At 72.4% G+C, this 19,698-nt stretch carries 13 protein-coding genes, 1 tRNA gene and 1 pseudogene; 9 read left to right on the top strand and 6 right to left on the bottom strand.

Annotated elements, in window-relative coordinates:
- Positions 1 to 249 precede the first annotated feature (249 nt).
- Positions 250 to 3,816 (bottom strand): transcription-repair coupling factor, encoded by a 3,567-nt coding sequence (gene mfd, locus ACWC9R_RS11450; RefSeq protein WP_450730639.1) that lies wholly within the window; start codon positions 3,814 to 3,816, stop codon positions 250 to 252.
- A 207-nt stretch (positions 3,817 to 4,023) separates the two neighbouring features.
- On the opposite strand from mfd, the gene ACWC9R_RS11445 reads away from it, so the two are divergent.
- On the top strand, positions 4,024 to 5,625 hold the full coding sequence (locus ACWC9R_RS11445) for an MFS transporter (protein ID WP_450730637.1): 1,602 nt from the start codon (positions 4,024 to 4,026) through the stop codon (positions 5,623 to 5,625).
- A 33-nt stretch (positions 5,626 to 5,658) separates the two neighbouring features.
- Here the strand turns inward: ACWC9R_RS11445 and ACWC9R_RS11440 are convergent, their stop codons facing one another.
- From ACWC9R_RS11440 to ACWC9R_RS11425, 4 genes are all read right to left on the bottom strand, one after another.
- Positions 5,659 to 6,597, bottom strand: coding sequence for a cellulose-binding protein (locus ACWC9R_RS11440; protein WP_450730635.1), 939 nt, complete (start codon positions 6,595 to 6,597; stop codon positions 5,659 to 5,661).
- A gap of 230 nt (positions 6,598 to 6,827) precedes the next feature.
- Positions 6,828 to 7,763: an LCP family protein gene (locus ACWC9R_RS11435; RefSeq protein ID WP_450730649.1), complete on the bottom strand. Its 936-nt coding sequence runs from the start codon at positions 7,761 to 7,763 to the stop codon at positions 6,828 to 6,830.
- 240 nt (positions 7,764 to 8,003) lie between these two features.
- A complete protein-coding gene (locus tag ACWC9R_RS11430; protein WP_450730633.1) occupies positions 8,004 to 10,739 on the bottom strand; it encodes an SUKH-4 family immunity protein in 2,736 nt (911 codons plus the stop codon).
- Between the two features lie 5 nt (positions 10,740 to 10,744).
- The gene (locus tag ACWC9R_RS11425; RefSeq protein ID WP_450730631.1) at positions 10,745 to 11,752 is read right to left on the bottom strand and encodes an SMI1/KNR4 family protein; all 1,008 of its coding nucleotides are present in this window, start codon (positions 11,750 to 11,752) and stop codon (positions 10,745 to 10,747) included.
- A 319-nt stretch (positions 11,753 to 12,071) separates the two neighbouring features.
- Between ACWC9R_RS11425 and ACWC9R_RS11420 the strand changes: the two genes are divergently transcribed.
- Positions 12,072 to 12,590 (top strand): YwqJ-related putative deaminase, encoded by a 519-nt coding sequence (locus ACWC9R_RS11420; protein WP_450730629.1) that lies wholly within the window; start codon positions 12,072 to 12,074, stop codon positions 12,588 to 12,590.
- An 8-nt stretch (positions 12,591 to 12,598) separates the two neighbouring features.
- The gene (locus ACWC9R_RS11415) at positions 12,599 to 13,162 is read left to right on the top strand and encodes an SUKH-3 domain-containing protein (protein WP_450730628.1); all 564 of its coding nucleotides are present in this window, start codon (positions 12,599 to 12,601) and stop codon (positions 13,160 to 13,162) included.
- Positions 13,163 to 13,196: 34 nt separating this feature from the next.
- On the opposite strand, the gene ACWC9R_RS11410 is transcribed toward ACWC9R_RS11415, so the two are convergent.
- The gene (locus ACWC9R_RS11410) at positions 13,197 to 14,633 is read right to left on the bottom strand and encodes a sensor histidine kinase (protein ID WP_450730626.1); all 1,437 of its coding nucleotides are present in this window, start codon (positions 14,631 to 14,633) and stop codon (positions 13,197 to 13,199) included.
- Positions 14,634 to 14,797: 164 nt separating this feature from the next.
- On the opposite strand from ACWC9R_RS11410, the pseudogene ACWC9R_RS11405 reads away from it, so the two are divergent.
- From ACWC9R_RS11405 to pth, 6 genes and pseudogenes are all read left to right on the top strand, one after another.
- Positions 14,798 to 15,420: pseudogene (locus tag ACWC9R_RS11405) on the top strand (hypothetical protein).
- Positions 15,421 to 15,447: 27 nt separating this feature from the next.
- Positions 15,448 to 15,518 (top strand) — tRNA-Gln (locus ACWC9R_RS11400).
- A 132-nt stretch (positions 15,519 to 15,650) separates the two neighbouring features.
- Positions 15,651 to 17,108: a bifunctional UDP-N-acetylglucosamine diphosphorylase/glucosamine-1-phosphate N-acetyltransferase GlmU gene (gene glmU, locus ACWC9R_RS11395; RefSeq protein ID WP_450730624.1), complete on the top strand. Its 1,458-nt coding sequence runs from the start codon at positions 15,651 to 15,653 to the stop codon at positions 17,106 to 17,108.
- A 73-nt stretch (positions 17,109 to 17,181) separates the two neighbouring features.
- Entirely contained in the window at positions 17,182 to 18,156 is a 975-nt protein-coding gene (locus tag ACWC9R_RS11390; protein ID WP_362613350.1) for a ribose-phosphate diphosphokinase, read from the top strand.
- Between the two features lie 205 nt (positions 18,157 to 18,361).
- Complete coding sequence (locus ACWC9R_RS11385) at positions 18,362 to 18,955, top strand: 50S ribosomal protein L25/general stress protein Ctc (protein WP_450730622.1); 594 nt, start codon at positions 18,362 to 18,364, stop codon at positions 18,953 to 18,955.
- A 143-nt stretch (positions 18,956 to 19,098) separates the two neighbouring features.
- Positions 19,099 to 19,686, top strand: a complete 588-nt coding sequence (gene pth / locus ACWC9R_RS11380; RefSeq protein ID WP_450730620.1) for an aminoacyl-tRNA hydrolase — start codon at positions 19,099 to 19,101, stop codon at positions 19,684 to 19,686.
- Positions 19,687 to 19,698 lie beyond the last annotated feature (12 nt).

Here is a 19,698-nt window from a genome sequence, read left to right as displayed (position 1 = left end):
CGGTGTTTGCGATCCGTTTCCCTACGAAACCGGGCGGGGGCCGCCATCCGGACGGGAGGGGGCGGGCCGGAGGGGCCTGTGTTGTGGACGTAAAGCGAAGCAGTCCACAACACAGGCCCCGGAGGACCGAACCCGGCACCACAACGAACAACCGCGGCCCCCGCCCAAACACCACCCCCGCCGAAGGCGAAAAGCAGGCACGGCGGGCCACCCGACAACGTGGGAAGCGGGGCTACGAGCCCAAAACGGCTAAGAGCCCAACACCGTAGAGAGGAACTCTCCTGTCCACGCGAGCAGCTCGCGCCCAACCACCGGCTTGCCGCCGATTTTGCCCGTCGTCGGCCGCGGCACAAGGATCTGCTGGGTGGCCGGCTTGAGCACCGTACGGGGGTAGAGCCGCTTGAGGCGCAGCTCCTGGGACTCGCGCAACTCCACGGGGCCGAAACGGACGTTGGCGCCCTGGAGGGTGATGTCGGAGACCCCGCACGCGCGGGCCAGCATCCGCAGGCCGGCGACCAGGAGGAGGTTCTCGACGGGCTCGGGCAGCTTGCCGTAGCGGTCGGTGAGTTCCTCGCGGACGGCCGCGATGTCCTCCTCCGAGGAGGCGGAGGCGATGGCGCGGTAGGCCTGGAGGCGCAGCCGCTCGCCGGGCGCGTAGTCGTGCGGGACGTGGGCGTCCACCGGGAGTTCGATCTTGACTTCGAGCGGGGGCTCCTCCTCCGTGCCGCCTTCGAGGGAGGCGCGGTAGTCGGCGACCGCCTCGCCCACCATCCGTACGTAGAGGTCGAATCCGACGCCGGCGATGTGGCCGGACTGTTCGCCGCCGAGGAGGTTGCCCGCGCCGCGGATCTCCAGGTCCTTCATGGCGACGTACATGCCGGCGCCCATCTCGGTGTGCTGGGCGATGGTCGCCAGCCGCTCGTGGGCGGTCTCGGTGAGCGGCTTCTCCGGCGGGTAGAGGAAGTAGGCGTAGCCGCGTTCCCGGCCGCGGCCCACCCGGCCGCGCAGCTGGTGGAGCTGGGAGAGGCCGAAGTTGTCGCCGCGCTCGACGATCAGGGTGTTGGCGTTGGAGATGTCGATGCCCGACTCGACGATCGTCGTCGAGACCAGGACGTCGAACTTCTTCTCCCAGAAGTCGACGACGACCTGCTCCAGCTGCGACTCGCCCATCTGGCCGTGGGCGGTCTGGATACGGGCCTCGGGGACGATCTCGCGGAGCCGGGCGGCGGCCTTGTCGATGGACTCCACCCGGTTGTGGATGTAGAAGACCTGGCCCTCGCGCAGGAGTTCACGGCGGATGGCGGCGCCGATCTGCTTCTGCTCGTAGGGGCCGACGAAGGTCAGGACCGGGTGGCGTTCCTCGGGGGGCGTGGTGATCGTCGACATCTCGCGGATGCCGGTGACCGCCATCTCCAGGGTGCGGGGGATGGGGGTGGCGGACATGGTGAGGACGTCGACGTTGGCGCGGAGCTTCTTCAGCTGCTCCTTGTGCTCGACGCCGAAGCGCTGCTCCTCGTCGACGATGACCAGGCCCAGGTCCTTGAACTTGGTCTCGGAGGAGAACAGCCGGTGGGTGCCGATGACGAGGTCGACGGAGCCGTCCCGCAGCCCTTCGAGGACGGCCTTGGCCTCGGTGTCGGTCTGGAAGCGGGACAGCGCCCGGACGTTGACCGGGAACTGGCCGTAGCGCTCGGTGAAGGTGCCGAAGTGCTGCTGGACGAGGAGCGTCGTGGGGACGAGGACGGCGACCTGCTTGCCGTCCTGGACGGCCTTGAAGGCGGCGCGGACCGCGATCTCGGTCTTGCCGTAGCCGACGTCGCCGCAGATCAGCCGGTCCATCGGGACCGACTTCTCCATGTCCTCCTTGACCTCGGCGATGGTGGTGAGCTGGTCGGGCGTCTCCGCGTACGGGAAGGCGTCCTCCAGTTCGCGCTGCCAGGGGGTGTCCGCGCCGAAGGTGTGGCCGGGCGCCGCCATCCGCGCGGAGTACAGCTTGATCAGGTCGGCGGCGATCTCCTTGACCGCCTTCTTGGCGCGCGCCTTGGTCTTGGTCCAGTCGGCGCCGCCGAGGCGGTGCAGCGTCGGGGCCTCGCCACCGACGTACTTGGTGACCTGCTCCAGCTGGTCGGTGGGGATGTAGAGGCGGTCGCCGGGCTGGCCGCGCTTGGCGGGGGCGTACTCGACGAGGAGGTACTCGCGGGTGGCGCCCTGGACGGTGCGCTGCACCATCTCGATGTAGCGGCCGACACCGTGCTGCTCGTGGACGATGAAGTCGCCCACCTCCAGGGTGAGCGGGTCGATGGTCTTGCGGCGGCGGGCCGGCATCCGGGCGCCGTCCTTGCCGGCCGCCTTCTGGCCGGAGAGGTCGGTCTCGGTGAGGACGGCGAGCCGCAGCGACGGGTCGATGAAGCCGTTGTCGAGGGAGCTGCAGGAGACGTGGACGACGGACGGGGAGAGCTCGGGGAGGTCCGCGTCCAGGCGGGCGGCGATGCCCTCACCGGCGAGGACCTCGACCGTGCGGGCCGCGGGGCCGTGCGCCTCGGTGAGGAAGACCGTGCGCCAGCCGTCCGCGAGCCACTGCTTGGTGTCGGACAGCGCCCGCTGGGTGTCCCCGCGGTAGGTGTCGGGGGCGTGCATGCCCAGCTTGAGGGTGTCGCCGCCGGGCTCCAGGTCCTCGTCGGCCGCGAAGGGGCTGACCGACCACCACGGCATCCCCAGCTCACGCGCCCGGTCCCGGACGTCCGCGATGCCCCACAGGGAGGCCGCGCCCACATCGATCGGGGCCGCCTTCCCGTCGGCCACCGGCCCGTCCGACATCGCGGCGGCCGCCCAGGACGCCTGGAGGAACTCCTGGCTGGTCGCCACCAGATCGGCGGCCCGGGTACGCACCCGCTCCGGGTCGCACACCACGGCCATGGAGCCCTTCGGCAGCACGTCCAGCAGCAGCTCCATGTCGTCCACCAGGACCGGAGCCAGCGACTCCATGCCCTCGACGGCGATCCCCTCGGCGATCTTGCCGAGGAGTTCGCCCAGCTCGGGATGGTCCTCGGCGAGCGCCGCCGCCCGCTCCCGCACCTCGTCGGTCAGCAGCAGCTCCCGGCACGGCGGCGCCCACAGCCCGTGCTCGGCGACCTCCAGGGACCGCTGGTCGGCGACCTTGAAGTAGCGGATCTCCTCGACGTCGTCGCCCCAGAACTCGACCCGCAGGGGGTGCTCCTCGGTGGGCGGGAAGACGTCCAGGATGCCGCCGCGGACCGCGAACTCGCCGCGCTTCTCGACCAGCTCGACCCGGGAGTAGGCGGCCGCCGCCAGACCGTCGACGATCTCTTCGAGGTCGGCGGTCTCGCCGGTGCGCAGACTGACCGGCTCCAGGTCGCCCAGCCCCTTGACCTGCGGCTGCAGCACCGAGCGGATGGGGGCGACGACGACCGAGACCGGGCCGGCGGTGGGGTCGTCCGGGCGCGGGTGGGCGAGCCGGCGCAGCACCGCGAGGCGCCGGCCGACGGTGTCCGAGCGCGGCGAGAGCCGCTCGTGCGGCAGCGTCTCCCAGGACGGGAACTCCACGACGGAGTTGTCCTCACCGGCCGGCATCAGGCTGCGCACGGCGGCGGCGAGGTCCTCGGCCTCCCGGCCGGTGGCGGTCACCGCGAGCACCGGGCGGCCGGCCTGCCGGGCGAGCGCGGCGATCGCGAAGGGGCGGGCGGCCGGCGGGCCGACCAGATCCACCCGGGGGCGGTGGCCGTCGGTCGCGGCCTGCACCGCTTCGGCGAGCGCCGGGTCCCGTACCACGGCGTCGAGCAGACCAGTCAGGCTCATGAAAAGGTTCCGTCCCAGCGAGGCGAACAACGCAGCAGCCCGACACGTCGCACGGGCCGGGGCTGCCAAGCGTACGCCCGCCCGCTGACAGGCCGGGCCGGAAGCCCGGGACGGCGCCCTCCCGCCCCCGTGACCACGGCGGCCCGGTTCCGCAGCCCCCGCCTCCATGGAAGGGTGCACCGTACAAGAACCTCAGGAGGGGGCACGGTGAGCGGAAGCACGCCACGGACCGGGGACAGCGGCACACTGCGGGCGGCCGGCCCGCCACCCGCGGGTGGGCCGCCGCGTCCCGTCGTCGCCGCCCTGATGCTCGGGATGGCGCTGGCCGCGCTCGACTCGACGATCCTCGCCACCGCCATCCCGCAGATCGTCGGCGACCTCGGCGGCTTCGCGGTCTTCTCCTGGCTGTTCTCCGGCTATCTGCTGGCCGTCACCGTGACCCTGCCGGTCTACGGCAAGCTCTCCGACACCTTCGGCCGCAAGCCCGTCCTGCTGACCGGCATCGCGCTCTTCCTCGCCGGGTCGCTGGCCTGCGCCGGCGCCTGGGACATGGGCTCACTGATCGCCTTCCGGGTGGTGCAGGGCCTGGGCGGCGGCGCCCTCCAGGGCACCATCCAGACCATCGCCGCCGACCTCTACCCGATGAAGGAACGCCCCAAGATCCAGGCCAGGATCTCCACCGTCTGGGCCGCCTCGGCGGTCGCCGGGCCCGCCCTGGGCGGGCTGCTCGCCACCTACGCCGACTGGCGGTGGATCTTCCTGGTCAATGTGCCGGTGGGCGGGGTCGCCCTCTGGCTGATCGGGCGGCACTTCACCGAGCCGCAGCGGGACCGTACGGGGCCCGCCGCCCGCCCCCGGGTGGACTGGCCCGGCGCGCTGGCGATCTTCGCCACCGGCGGGCTGCTGCTGACCGCCCTGGTCCAGGGCGGGGTGGCCTGGTCCTGGCTCTCCGCCCCGTCCCTGCTGCTGTTCGCCGGCAGCGCGGGGTGCGCGGCGCTCACCGTCCTCATCGAACGGCGGGCCGCGGAGCCGATCATTCCGGGCTGGGTCTGGCGCCGCCGCACCATCTCCGCCGTCAACCTCGCGCTGGGCGCCCTGGGCCTGCTGATGGTCGCCCCGACGGTGTTCCTGCCCACGTACGCGCAGTCGGTGCTGGGACTGAGTCCGACCGCCGCCGGGTTCGTGCTGTCCGTGATGACCCTGAGCTGGCCGGTCTCGGCCGCCCTCAGCAGCCATGTCTACAACCGGGTCGGCATCCGGACCTGCTCGATGCTCGGCATGGGCGCGGCCTGCCTGGTGCTGCTCTCCTTCCTGCTGCTGCCCTACCCCGGCGCGGCCTGGCAGCCCGCCCTGCTCATGCTGGCGCTCGGCGCGGCCCTCGGCCTCTCCCAGCTCCCGCTGATCATCGGCGTCCAGTCCTCCGTCGGCTACCAGGAGCGCGGCACCGCCACCGCCTCCATACTCTTCTGCCGTCAGGTCGGCCAGTCCCTCGGCGCCGCGCTCTTCGGCGCCCTCGCCAACGCCACCCTCAACGACCGCCTCGCGCAGGCCCCTTCGGACATCCGCCCCGGCCTGCCCGGCGACCTCGACGCGGTCTCGCGCGCGCTGGAACACGCCGGCGGCCTGACCGCGCAGGCCACCGACTACCTCCGCCGGGCCGTCGACACCACCGTCGACCACGTCTACGCGGGCGCCGCCGCGGCCGCCGGACTCGCGCTGCTCGCCCTGCTGCTGGCGCCGCGCCGCTTCCCGGTGCACACGGAAGCCGGCGGCACGGGCACCGGCGAGAGCGGGCCGGGCGGGACCTGAGCGGGCGGGCAACGCCCGTCGGCGCCCGTACGGTCAGCCCTTGGCGCCGCCGCCCGCGCGGGGCAGCTGGGTCTCCAGGGTGTCCTCCTCGTCGGGGCCGGCCGCACCGCCGGATTCCGGTCCGCCGCTCCCCGGCTCCGCGGCGTCGTCCTCGTCCGCCACCGGTGCCTTCCCGGTGAGCGCGGCCAGGCTGTTGCGCACATGGGTCATATGGGTGCGGACCTCGTCGCGCTCCGCGTCGTGCTCCCGCAGGACCCGCGCCGTGGTGCGCTCGATGCGCTCCACCTCGGCGTGCCCCTGCGCCAGCAGACCGGCGGCACGGTCCTCGGCGTCCTCCTGGCGGTGCCGGGCGGCCTCCTCGGCCTCCGCGTACAGCCGCTCACTGTCGGCGCGGGCGGCCTTCGCGCGCGCGTCCAGCTCCGCGACCAGCCGGTCCGTCTGCGCCTCCCGCTCCGCGATGTCCCGCCCGGCCCCGTCCCACTCCTCGGTCTGCCGCTGCTCCTGGTCGCGCAGCAGCTGCGCGGTGCGCCGGCGCACCTCGGCCAGCTCCGCGGCCGCCTCCTCCCGCAGCTTCTTGTCGTCCTCGGCGGCCACGGCCGCCAGTTCGGCGGCCTCGCCCCGCGCCGCCTCCCCCGTGCGCCGGGCCAGCGTCTCCGCCTCCCCGCGCCGCGCGTACGCCTCCTTGTCGGCCGCCTCCCTGACCTCGTCCGCGTAGGCCGCGGCCGCCTCCCGGATCTCCTCGTCCGCCTGCTGCGCCTCGGCCCGCAGCCGCGCCGCCTCGGACTCCGCGGTCGTCAGGATCAGCCGGGCCTCGCTGCCGAGCGAGACATACGTCTGCGGCGGCAACTGCGCCACATGGGCCTGCAGTTCCGCCAGCTCGGCCGCCATCTCGTTGGACAGGACCGTGAGCCGCGCGGCGCGCTCCCAGCAGGAGTCGCGGTCGACCGAGATTCCCTCGACACGGCGGTCCACGTCCTCCGGACGGTAGCCGCGCCCTCGTACGGTCTCGAACCCGTGAGGCGAAACCGATGCACTCATCCCTCAAGCCCCTCTCCGCCGCGCACGGCCGCCGGGCGACCCGCAGCCCTCCGCGCCGTTCGCATGGTTGTGTGCAGCACTGTGGCGTTACGCGCGCTTCCCTGGGGATCGGTGCGGCATCGCACCGTCGCGGCACTTCACCCCATCCACCCCACCAGGATGCGTTATTTGGTGCCAGAAGTCGGAATCGGCTCGTCGTGGCGCAGCGCCCGGAACAACTCCCCCGCCCCGTTCTCGTCCCACGGAAGCACCGAGCCGACACCACTGACCATCACCCCGGGCCGTTGCACCGGAACCGTCGTCGCCGTGCCGCCGCCCCCGGCGATCTGCTTCATCGACCAGCCCATATCCAGCAGCCGCGCCACATCCGCGCCGTCGTCCACCAGCAGCGCCGCCAGCGAGGCGTCCCGCACCCGCGTCAGCCGGTCCGGATCGAGCAGCACCGACGGGGCGGCCATCTCGTCCGCCACCGCACCCAGCAGCTGCCGCTGGCGCTTCACCCGTCCGAGGTCACCCTCCGGGTCGGCGTACCGCGCCCGGACGAACGCCAGCGCCTCGGCCCCGTTCATCCGATGACAGCCGGCCGCGAAGTCCGCGCCCGACTTCTCGTCCTTGAGCGGGGCGTCCAGACACAGCCGCACCCCGTCCAGCGCGTCCACGACCTGCACGAACCCCAGGAAGTTCACCTCGGCGTAGCGGTCGATCCGCAGCCCGGTCGCCTGCTCCACCGTTCGGGTGAGCAGCTTCGGCCCGCCGTCCGCGTACGCCTCGTTGATCTTCCGGCTGCCGTGGCCCGGTATCGGGACGTAGCTGTCGCGCGGCAGGCTGACCAGCGTGGGGCCGTGCTCCCCGGAGTGCAGCACCATGATCGTGTCGGTGTTCTGCACCTCGTTGTTGCCGACGTGCAGCTCCGCGCGCTGCTGCGGGGTCAGCGCGGTACGGCTGTCGGTGCCGACCAGCAGCCAGTTCGTGCCCTTGCCCGCGGCCGGCCGGCCCGGGTAGTCGGCCAGCGCGTCCACATGCTGCAACTGCCGCCCCGTCGAGACGTACAGCCAGGCCCCGCCCGCACACACCAGGGCGACCAGCACCAGCAGCACCACCAGGGTCCAGGTGAACCACGCCCAGCGGCGCCGGCGCCGCGGCCGGCGCGGCGGCCCGCCCGTCCGCCCGCGGTGCCACCACCGCGGGCGCCCTGCCCGGTACAGCGTCGTCGACGACGCCTGCGACAACGGGGGTATCGGACGGCCCATATACGCATGGTCGGCGTGCCCGGCCCGTTCCGCAGGTCGAGCGCCCCGCACCGGCCCGGCGGGCACCGCCCCCGGGCCGGTGACGCACCGCTACAGCAGCCCGTCCCACATCTGTTCGAGCAGCACCGACCACCAGGTCTCCGGCGACCCCAGCGCGGGCGGGTCCAGCGCGACCAGCTGCGCCTGGAAGTCGACGGTCCACCGGCCCGCCTGCTCGGGCGTCAGCCCGTACCGCAGCCGCCACATCCGCCCCAGCATCGCCAGACAGCGCGTGAACTCCGGCAGCCCCGAGTTCACGAACTGCGGCGTCGCCGGCTGGCCGCCGGGACCGGCCTCCATCGGCACCGCCACGATGTGCGCGGTCCCGTACTGCACACACAGCTGACGGCCGAAGTCGTTGCCCATCACCAGATACGAACCGGCGTCCGCGGCCGGCTGCACCATCCGCTCCGCCGCCAGCTCCGCCAGCGTCGGCACCGGACGGTGCGGCTGCGCCTGCGCCCAGAAGAACGGCCCGAAGTCGACCGGCAGCCCGGCCCACACCAGCATCTGCGCCACCACGTCGGGCACCCCCTGCCGGGAGACCGCCCGCTGGTCGAACCGGAACAGGGCCTGCGGACCGAACGCCTGCTCCAGCTCCTGCCCGATCACCTGCGGGGGCGCCGGCGGCACCGGCTGCACCTGCGACGGGTGCGGCAACGGCACCCGCACCGGCGCCGGCCGCGCCGGACCGTCCGCGACCTGGTGCAACTCACCCTGGTGCTCGACCAGATGCCGGACGCCCTGCTGGCGCGAGGCGTGGTCGCGGCCGTACGCGGCGGTGTGGCTGATCCGCACCTGCGGCCAGTTGTCCCGGATCATCCGGGCGCAGTAGCCGCCCGGCAGATCACAGCACTCCAGCTCGGTGTGCAGCTCCAGCACCTGCTGCGGCGGGATGTTCATCGCCCGCAGCTCGTGCAGCAGCTGCCACTCCGGATGTGGCGTACCGGGCGCGGAACGGCGCACGATCTTCTGCTCGGACCCGTCCGGCGCGCGGTAGCTCAGCACCGCCATATAGCCCGGACCGACCGTCGGCAGGCCGCCGGGCGGCTGCGGATAGCCGTACGCGCCCGTGCCGCCGGGGCCCGGCGCACCGGGCGGCCCCTGCTGGGGACCGGGCGGCGGCGTGGGGCCGGCCGCCGGCGGCACGCCGGGAGCACCCGGACCGCCGGCCGCGCCGGGTCCACCGGCACCGCCGACGCCGGCCGCCTGCACGGACGCGCCGTCGGCCAGCATCGTCGCCGCGGCATGCACCCCGCCACCGGGGCCGCCCGTGGCGGGCGGGGCGGGCGGGGCAGGCGGCGGGGGCGGGGGCGGGGGCGGACCGCCCTGGCCGCCGGAGTTCCGGCCGTCCGCGGGTACCCCGGGCGGGCCGGGCGGCTTGGGCACGCCCGGCACACCGGGCGGCGCGGGCGGCGGCGGCACCCCGGGGCCACCGGCGGCACCGCCCGGCCCCCCGGCGTTCGCGAGCCCGGCCGCCTGCACGGCCGCACCGTCGGCCAGCATGGTCGCGGCCGCGTGCACCCCGCCGGCACCCGGACCACCGGAACCGGACGCACCGGCCCCGCCCGATGCCTCCGGCCCGTCCACCGCGCTGAGATCCACCTCCGCCGCGTCCAGTTGCGAGACCATCTGCGTCGGCACATACCCGCCGGCCGGCGCACCGGACGCCGCGGGCCCGCCGGCCTCCGCGGCCTGCTGCCCACCGTCCCCGCCCGTCGCCGGCGGACCGGGCACGGGGGGCGGCGGGGGCGGACCCCCGGCGGCGTTGCCGGGCAGCGCGGAGCCGTCGGCCAGCATGGTCGCCGCGGCATGCATCCCGTCGCCCACGGGCGGGGCGGGCGGCGCCCCGAGAGGCGGCACACCCGGCCCGGCCACGGCGGCACCCGGCGGGGGCGGCACCTCGGTGACCGGCGCACCGGACGGCGGCGGCAGATCCGGCAGCCCCGCGGCGGCCGGCGGCACGGGCGGCATCGGCGGCGGCAGCGCACCGGCGCCGGGCCGGGCCCCGTCCTCCGGCCCGTCCAGCGCGGGCGCGACCTGGGTGTGCGGCAACTGGCTGCCGCCCTGAAGAAGTTCGGTCTTGGCGTCCGGCCGGGCCCGCGGCGCGGGCGCCTCGTCCGCCTCGTCGAAACCGGCCAGCGGCGGCGCGAACACCGTCGCGGGCAGCCCCACCGAACGGTCCTCGCCCCCCGCACCGGAGGTCGTGTCCGCCCCGGCCCACGGCTCCGGCACCCCGGAGGCGCCCGCCCCCGGACCCACCTGCGCACCGCTCTGCGCGGCCCCGCCGTCCGTGCCGTTGACGCTCACCTCGGCCCAGGCGTCCGACACCGGCGCCTCCGCCGCCACGGGCCCGGGAACAGGCGGCGGCGCGGCCGGAGCCGCTGCCTCCGCGCCCCGCTGCTCCACCGCCCGCCGCGCGTCCGCCGCCTCCTGCAGCCACTCCGGCGGCGTCAGCAGGAACGACGTGGCCTCCAGATCGATCCGCTGCGGCGGCGCCTCGGCCGCACCGCGCCCGGCGTCCACGGAAGCGCCGTACTCCTCCTCGTAACGCCGGATCACCTCACCCACCGGCAGCCCCGGCCACAGCGTCGTCTCCCCGCTGTCCCGCGCGATCACCAGCCGGGCCCGGCCGCCATCGGTCGTCGGCCCGCCCTCCCGGTCCTCCGCCCAGGCCACGAAGCCCAGATCGAACTCCCGCACCCGCACCTCACGGTGGAGCGCCGGCGCCACCTCGCCGTTCACCCACAGCTCGGCGCGCTCCTGCGCCTGTGCGAACGTCACCACCGCGCTCAACCCCCCACCGCGACCGCGTACGCGAAGCCACCGTCGACCATCAGATCCGCCACCGTCTCCAGCTCCGGCGGATTGCCCGCCAGCCGCTGCAGGAAGTCATCGAAGTCCGCGCCGCACGGCAACAGCAGCCGCTCGACCCGCTCCTGCACCGTCCACCCGTCCTGGTCCCGGGCATCGTCGTACGGACAGAACCACACCGAACCGAGCGCCTCACCGCGCACCTTCACCGCGACCACCCCGCCCTGTACGAACGCCACACCCAGATAGTCCTTGGTGAAGTGGTCCCGCAGGCACTTGTTCACATAGAGCAGATCGTTGACCGCCGCGTCGTCGCGCACCGTGAAGAACGGCTGGTCGACCAGCAGCCCCAACTCCGCGTCCAGCGCGGCACCCACCGGGGCACAGCCGCCCGCCGCCTTCAGGAACGACCGGTAGGCGCCCGGCAGCCGGTAGCCCAGCGCCTCCTCGGCCTGGGCCAACTGCTCCTCACCCACCGACAGATCACGGTGCGGAAGCCCGAAGTGCGCCGGCCGGGTCTCCTGCAGCGGCCGGGTCCCCCGCTTGTCGTGCGCCACGGCGGCCGTCGCCAGCCCGCCGTGATGCCGCAGCAGCGCCTTCACCTCGACCGGGATCAGCTCCATCCGCCGGGTGTCGGCCACGTGGTGCCAGGTCCAGCCGTGCGGCGTCGCCACCGCCGGCACGTCTATCCACAGCTCGTGCCCCTGCGCGTGCAGGGCCGCGTTCGCCGACACATAGTCCGTCAGCCGCAGTTCGTCGACGCCGAAACCCTCCGGCGGCTCGGCGATCTCCGCCGCCGCGCGCGCATACGGCGAGAACTCCGGGAAACCCCGTTCGTCCATCCGCACCCCGGCGGGGTAGCGCGCCGCGCGCACCGGATCGGGAAAATGTACGACCTGCCCGGCATAGGCCGAATTCGGTGGCGCGGCATGCCCCGCCGCCTGGGGGCCGGGGAGTGCCCCCAGCCCTTGCCGACCTGTCGTCATCGCGCGTGCCCCCTGGCTGAAGCTGGCTTTGCAGCACAGCCTAAGCCGTACCGCCACGCCCTCCCCCCTCCCCCGTCCCCGCCCGTCAGCCCCGCGACACACCGGCGTCACCCACCGCCACACCACCCCCGAGCCCCCCGCGCACCACCCCGCCCACCAGCCCCGATACCCCGCGACCGACGCCCCGTCAGCCCGCCGTAAGATCACCGGCAGCCCCACCGACTACCGCAAGACCCAGCACATTTGGCAGGCTGACCCTCCCCCACCTACGGCGAGGGGCCCCCAGTACCACGGGGATTCGGGGAGGGAAAGCACCACCATGAGCACGACTGCACGCCACCACAACTCAAGCGCCGGCGACCCCCGCATCGGCTGGAGCGGCACCGCCGACACCCATCGCGCACCCGCCCTCCGCCAGCGCCGCGACGGCATCCTCCCCACCGTCGCCGCCGCCCTGTCAGTACGCGGACAAACCCTCACCTGTACCGCCGGCAAGGCCGAACAGCCCCCCGCCCTGCACCCCCTCGTCCAGGACTTCCTCGACACCCTCCCCACCGCACAGCGCGAACGTTTCACCGGACGCTGCCCCGAAGCCGTCCTGCTCTCCCGCCACCTCACCGCCGTCGAGTCCAACCGCGGCAAACGCGCCTCCCGCAAACCCCTCACCAACGGCGAAGCCCGCCGCTCCCTCAAACACTCCAAACTCACCACCCGCCACATCCGCGAGGACGGCGACCCCCAGCACGGCAGCTACGCCCCACCCTGCCGCTCCTGCGACGCCCTCCTCGCCCACTTCGGCGTCATGCCCATCAGCGGCACCACGCCCACAGGAAGCTGACCGCCACCATGCCGCCCACCACCCCCGGCCCCCGCACCCCCGCCCACGACCGGACCGACTCGACCCGCTTCCCCGCCGCCGTCGACGTCGCCCTCCAGGAAGCCGGCTGGCACCCCGGCCGCTGGGACATAAAGCAGGCCGAACACTGGGCCGACACCCTCCGCGCCCACACCTCCCCCGCCGGCCACCGCCACACCGTCTTCCCCGCCGCCGTCGAGGCCTGGGCCGAATTCGGCGCACTCCACATCACCGGCCCCGGCCCCGGCCGCCACATCGCCCCCACCCCCTTCACCCTCGACCCCCTCCACGGACTCCACCTCGCCCGCACCCTCGGCGACCTCGGCCGCGCCCTGGAAACCGACGTCGCCCCCCTCGGCCGCGAAGAACTCACCGACCACGACGGCGCCACCTTCACCCAGGCCACCCTCGCCATCGACACCGAAGGCCGGATCTACAGCCTCGACCACACCGGCGACTGGTACCTCGGACCCGACATCGACAGCGCACTGGGCACACTCGTCCTGGGAAACCGGCCACTACGACTGGGAGTGGCCGGGCCGGAGACAGACTGAACCGCCGCCCCGGCGCCCTTCCTGCCGGTGTACGTCAGGCGGCCTCGGCGGGAGCCGGGAGAACCGCCGAGACCCGGAAACCACCGGCATCCGTCGGCCCCGACACGAAGACACCCCCCAGAGCGGTCACCCGCTCCCGCATGCCCACCAGACCGTTGCCGCCACTCGGCAGCCCCGCATCCGCCGCCCCGCCCTCACACGGACCGTTCTCCACCTGCACCGCCAGCTCACCCTCCCGGTGCGCCAGCCGCACCCGCGCCCGCGCCCCCGGCGCGTGCTTGTGCACATTCGTCAGAGCCTCCTGCACCACCCGGTAGACGGTCCGCTCCACCGGAGGCGCATACCGCCGCCCGGCCGGCGCCCCCTCCGCCACCCCGTCCACTGACAGCTCCACGACCATCCCGGCCGCCCGCGACTGACCCACCAGATCCGCCAGCTCCGCCAGATGCGGCCCCTCGGAATCCCCCTCACCGGCAGCCGGCACCGGCTCCCCGGCCGCCTCCGACGACTCCACCACACCCTCACCGGCGAACGGCTCCGACGGCCGCGCCCGCACCGTCGCCCCCGCCCGCGACGCCACCGCCGCCAGCCGCTCCGGCGCACCCGACGCCCCGTCGCCCCGCGCCGCCGCCGCATCCGCCGTACGCAACACCCCGAGCATCTCCCGCAGCTCCGTCAGCGCCTGCCGCCCCATGTCGCCGACCAGCCCCGCGTTCTTCGACGCCTTCTCCGGGTCCTTCAGCGCCACCGCCTGCAACGCCGCCGCATGCACCACCATCAGACTCACCCGGTGCGCGACCACGTCATGCATCTCCCGCGCGATCCGCGTCCGCTCCTCGTTACGGGCCCACTCCGCCCGCTCCTCGGCCCGGTCCGCCAGCAACGACAGCTCCCGCTCCAGACCGTCCGCCCGCTCCCGCAGACTCTCCACGAGCCGCCGGCGAGCCCCCACATACAGCCCCCACAACACCGGCGGCGCCGTCAGCACCAGCCCCAGCGCCAACGACATCGCCGGGATCAGCCACCCCGGCGGCTGGAAGTCCTCCTGCGCCGCCACGTCCTGCCGCAGGCTGAGGAACGTCGTCACCAGCGTCCCCGCCGCCGTCATCGACGCCAGCAACGCCGTGATCCGGCGCGGCACATCCGACGCGGCGAGCGTGTACAGCCCCACCGTGCTCAGCAGCCCGCCCATCACCGCCGGAGTCACCGCGATCGAGACCAGCACCACCACCACCGGCCGACGCCGGCGCAACAACAGCACCGGCCCCACCAGCAGACCCAGCAGCACCCCGACCAGCTGCGGCAACTGCGCCCCGTCGGCGAACCGCGCCCCCTCGACGACACACTCCACCGTGGAAGCCGCCGCCAGACCCACGTCCAGCACGGCACTCCGCCGCCGGGCCCACCACCACGGCCCGCTCACCGGCGCACCCCGCGCGCCCACACCTTCGCTTGCCCCCGTTGCGGTCATACCGACCAGCCTACGGGCGCCCACCCCCCAAGCCCCGACCCCTAATGGGCCACAGACCAGACCCCTTACCAGCCCTTACCGCGGGTTTTCCCTCGAACTATTGAATCGCCCACACTTTCGACACCTCCGCACGCCCGCACGCCCGCACGCGACAACCTGCCCCCATGCCGCACACCCACCGGGAACACCCCGACTACGAGTCCTTACGCCCCCAGGCCGTCGCCCTGCGCCGGGCCGGCCTCAGCCGCCGCCAGATCCGCGACCGCCTCCACGTCCACAACAACGACCTCCTCAACCGCCTCCTCGACGGCACCCCCGCCCCCGACTGGACCCGCCGCCCCAACGCCAGGGACGACCTCCGCGCCCGCGCCCGCGAACTGCGCGGCCAGGGCCTGACCTACGACCAGATCCAGCTCGAACTGGGCTGCTCGAAGAGCTCGATCTCCCTGTGGGTACGGGACCTGCCGAAGCCGCCTCCACGTCGCACCCCGGCGGAGCAGGCGCGGATCGCCCGCGAAAAGCGCTGGGAACACGAGCTGGCGGTACGGGACAGGGAGCGCAGGGAAACGAAGAGCGCGGCCACCCGGGAGGTCGGCGCCCTGTCGGACCGGGAGCTCCTCCTCGCCGGGGCCACCCTCTACTGGGCAACCCCAAGACCACACGCAAGAACGTCAGAGAGGGCTACCGCGACCGTCTGGTGATCCGGGTGCTACAAAGTGCGGAGCTATACCGTCGCATCGAAGGCTGGTGGTACGGCATAGTGTTGGGTGCCAAGCAGCCGAGCTGACGAAAGCCGGATTGCTTGACAGTACCCTCCCCCATGGTGTAAGGGCAGCACAACGTCTTTTGGTGTCGTCGGTCGAGGTTCGAATCCTCGTGGGGGAGCACATGCACAACGGGCGAATATCCGGGTCCTGACCACCACGTCAGGACCCGCCCGCGTTTCGGCTGCTATACGCACCGGTATCCTTCGGGTGACCACCACCCGAAGTAGCCAAGAAGCCGAAGGGCATCCCCGTGAGCGCCAACCGCCCGGCAGCCGTCGTCGTTCTCGCAGCGGGTGAGGGAACCCGCATGAAGTCGGCCACCCCAAAGGTCCTGCACACCCTCTCCGGCCGGTCCCTCGTCGGCCATGTCGTCGCCGCCTCCCGTGAGCTGGACCCCGAGCATCTCGTCGTGGTCGTCGGCCACGCCCGTGAGCAGGTCCAGGCGCACCTCTCCGAGATCGACCCCGGTGTGCGCACCGCGGTGCAGCACGAGCAGAACGGCACCGGTCACGCGGTGCGTACGGCGCTGGAGGAGCTGAGCCAGAGCGGTGTGGCCGTGGACGGCACGGTGATCGTCGTCTGTGGTGACACTCCGCTGCTGACCGGGGAGACGCTGCGGCTGCTCGGGGACACGCATGCCGCGGACGGCAACGCGGTGACGGTGCTGTCGGCCGAGGTCCCGGATGCGACGGGTTACGGGCGGATCGTGCGGGACGAGAGCTCGGGCGCGGTGACCGCGATCGTCGAGCACAAGGACGCGAGTGTGGCGCAGCGGGCGATCCGGGAGATCAATTCCGGGGTGTTCGCTTTCGACGGGCGGCTGCTGGTCGATGCGCTGGGCAAGGTGCGTACGGACAACAGTCAGGGCGAGGAGTACCTGACGGATGTGCTGGGGATCGTGCGGGAGGCCGGGCACCGGGTCGGTGCGGCGGTGGCCGGTGATCACCGGGAGATTCTGGGGATCAACAACCGGGTGCAGCTGGCGGAGGCGCGGCGGCTGCTGAACGAGCGGTTGCTGGAGCGGGCGATGCTGGCCGGTGTGACGGTGGTGGACCCGGCGTCGACGTGGGTGGATGTGTCGGTGACGTTCGAGCCGGACGCGACGGTGCACCCGGGGACGCAGCTGCTGGGTGTGACGCATGTGGCGGCGGGTGCCGAGGTGGGTCCGCATTCGCGGGTGTCGGACACGTCGGTGGGTGCGGGCGCGGTGCTGTCGTTCACGGTGGCCGAGGGTGCGCGTGTCGGCGAGGGGGCGAATGTCGGGCCGTACGCGTATCTGCGTCCGGGGACCGATCTTGGTCCGAAGTCGAAGGCCGGCACGTATGTGGAGATGAAGAACGCGTCGATCGGTGCGGGCACGAAGGTGCCGCATCTGTCGTATGTGGGGGATGCGACGATTGGTGAGTTCACCAATATCGGCGCGGCGAGTGTCTTTGTGAACTACGACGGTGAGGCGAAGCACCACACGACGGTCGGGTCGCATTGCAAGACGGGGTCGGACAACATGTTTGTGGCTCCGGTCACTGTCGGGGACGGCGCTTATACGGCGGCGGGCTCGGTTATCACCAAGGATGTGCCCCCGGGTTCGCTGGCGGTCGCGCGTGGCCAGCAGCGGAATATCGAGGGTTGGGTCGCGCGTAAGCGGCCTGGAAGCGCCGCCGCGCAGGCGGCTTCGGCTGCTCGCCAGGATTCCGAGGGCGAGCGGTGATCGTGCAAGGGGTGCGCCGTGCGGGGCGTACCTTTGTTGAGCGCACGCAAACTGTGATTCGAGGAGATTTGCTGTGACCGGGATCAAGACGACCGGCGAGAAGAAGCTGATGCTCTTCTCCGGCCGCGCCCACCCCGAGCTGGCGGAGGAGGTCGCGCATCAGCTGGGTGTGGGCCTGGTCCCGACGAAGGCTTTTGACTTCGCCAACGGTGAGATCTATGTCCGCTATCAGGAGTCGGCGCGTGGCGCGGATTGCTTTTTGATTCAGAGCCACACGGCTCCGATCAATAAGTGGATCATGGAACAGCTGATCATGATTGATGCGCTGAAGCGGGCGTCGGCCCGGAGCATCACGGTCGTGGTGCCGTTCTACGGCTATGCGCGTCAGGACAAGAAGCACCGTGGCCGTGAGCCGATTTCGGCGCGGCTGATCGCGGACCTGATGAAGACGGCGGGTGCGGACCGTGTGGTGACGGTGGATCTGCACACGGACCAGATCATGGGCTTCTTCGACGGTCCGGTGGATCATCTTTTCGCGCTGCCGGTCCTGGCGGACTACGTGGGCGCGAAGGTGGACCGGGAGAAGCTGACGGTGGTGTCGCCGGACGCGGGCCGCGTGCGGGTGGCGGACCGTTGGTGTGACCGTCTGGGTGCGCCGCTGGCGATCGTGCACAAGCGGCGGGACAAGGACGTGGCGAACCAGGTCACGGTGCACGAGGTCGTCGGTGATGTGAAGGACCGGGTGTGTGTCCTGGTCGACGACATGATCGACACGGGTGGCACGATCTGTGCGGCGGCGGACGCGCTGTTCGCGAACGGTGCCTCGGATGTGATCGTGACGGCGACGCACGGTGTGCTGTCGGGTCCGGCCGCGGACCGGCTGAAGAACTCGAAGGTGAGTGAGTTCGTGTTCACGAACACGCTGCCGACGCCTTCGGAGCTGGAGCTGGACAAGATCACGGTGCTGTCGATGGCGCCGACGATCGCCCGGGCGATCCGTGAGGTGTTCGAGGACGGTTCGGTGACGAGCCTCTTCGAGGAGCAGTGAGTGCGGGCGCCGGGCGGGCCTGTGAGGTAGTCCGGCGCTGATCGACTTTGGGGCGGCCTTCCGGCCGGGTAGACTCGTGGAGTTGCTCGGCGAGGGAGGCCGCCCTTTTGTGGTGGCTGTCCGTTATCGACGCGCTCTTCGTAGCAGGTCTGTCGTGGGCCGGGTGACGCCCACCGGATGTTTCTGAGTTACGAGGAGTGCAGTCATGGCTGAGGTCAAGCTCACCGCCCAGGTCCGTACCGACTTCGGCAAGGGTGCCGCGCGTCGTGCGCGTCGCGCCGACCTGGTTCCCGCGGTCATCTACGGCCACGGCGAGGAGCCGCAGCACGTGGCGATCCACAACCACGCGCTGATGATGGCGCTGAAGACGCCGAACGCCCTGATCCGTCTGGACTTCGACGGCAAGAGCGAGCTGGTCATCCCCAAGGCCGTGCAGCGTGAGGCGATCCGCCAGTTCCTGGTGCACGTGGACTTCCTGGCCGTGAAGAAGGGCGAGAAGGTCTCCGTCGAGGTGCCGATCCACGTCGAGGGTGACCTGGCCCCGGGCCAGCACGTCCTGGAGCACGTGCTGAACGCGCTGCCGATCGAGGCCGAGGCCACCCACATCCCGGAGTCGGTCACGGTGTCCGTCGAGGGCCTGGAGGCGGGCGCTTCGGTGCTGGCCAAGGACATCGCCCTGCCGTCGGGTTCCGCGCTGTCCGTCGAGGACGACGCCGTGGTGCTGCAGGTTGTCGCGGCGCAGGCCGAGGCTCCGGCCGAGGAGGCCGCCGAGGGTGAGGGCGAAGGCGCCGAGGCCTGAGTCGCTTTTCGCTGAGGCGTTTTCTCAGCGAGTGGTCCAGCCGCTGCCGCGCGCCTTTGGGTGCGGGGTGGCGGTTGGGCTGTTTCATGGGCAGTTGCGGTCGGGGCCGGCGGGTGTGGCCGGCGGATGTGGGAGTTGCTGACATGGCGGACGCTGATCCGTGGCTGGTGGTGGGGCTGGGTAATCCGGGCCCGGAGTACGCGCGTAATCGCCACAATGTGGGATTCATGGTGGCGGATTTGCTGGCGGAGCGGATGGGGGGCCGCTTCAAGTCGCACAAGGCGCGGGCGCAGGTGGTGGAGGGGCGTTGTGGTCCGCCGGGTCCTTCGGGTCGTCGTGTGGTGGTGGCGAAGCCGATGACTTTCATGAATCTGTCGGGTGGGCCGACGACGGCGTTGCGGGATTTCTACAAGGTGCCGGTGGGCAACATCGTGGCGATTCACGATGAGTTGGATATTGATTACGGTGCGCTGCGACTGAAGCTGGGTGGTGGCGACAACGGGCACAACGGTCTGAAGTCGATCACGAAGTCGCTGGGTGCGGAGTATCACCGGGTGCGGTTCGGGATCGGGCGTCCGCCGGGTCGTATGCAGGTGGCGGATTTCGTGCTGAAGGATTTCTCGGGGGCGGAGCGGCGGGAGCTGGATTACTTCGTGGACCGTGCGGCGGATGCGGTGGAGACGTTGATCGTGGATGGTCTGGAAAGGGCGCAGACCACGTACAACTCCTGAATGGGGCAGCGG

The sequence above is a fragment of the Streptomyces sp. NPDC001219 genome (assembly GCF_053597915.1).
This window is presented reverse-complemented; position numbering and strand designations above follow the sequence as displayed.

Bases quoted from the DNA above. Each gene is read 5' to 3' on its own strand.
- ACWC9R_RS11415 (WP_450730628.1), top strand. From the start codon at position 12,599: ATGCCGCCCACCACCCCCGGCCCCCGCACCCCCGCCCACGACCGGACC.
- mfd (WP_450730639.1), bottom strand. From the start codon at position 3,816: ATGAGCCTGACTGGTCTGCTCGACGCCGTGGTACGGGACCCGGCGCTC.
- ACWC9R_RS11425 (WP_450730631.1), bottom strand. From the start codon at position 11,752: ATGACGACAGGTCGGCAAGGGCTGGGGGCACTCCCCGGCCCCCAGGCG.
- ACWC9R_RS11385 (WP_450730622.1), top strand. From the start codon at position 18,362: ATGGCTGAGGTCAAGCTCACCGCCCAGGTCCGTACCGACTTCGGCAAG.
- ACWC9R_RS11410 (WP_450730626.1), bottom strand. From the start codon at position 14,633: ATGACCGCAACGGGGGCAAGCGAAGGTGTGGGCGCGCGGGGTGCGCCG.
- ACWC9R_RS11420 (WP_450730629.1), top strand. From the start codon at position 12,072: ATGAGCACGACTGCACGCCACCACAACTCAAGCGCCGGCGACCCCCGC.
- pth (WP_450730620.1), top strand. From the start codon at position 19,099: ATGGCGGACGCTGATCCGTGGCTGGTGGTGGGGCTGGGTAATCCGGGC.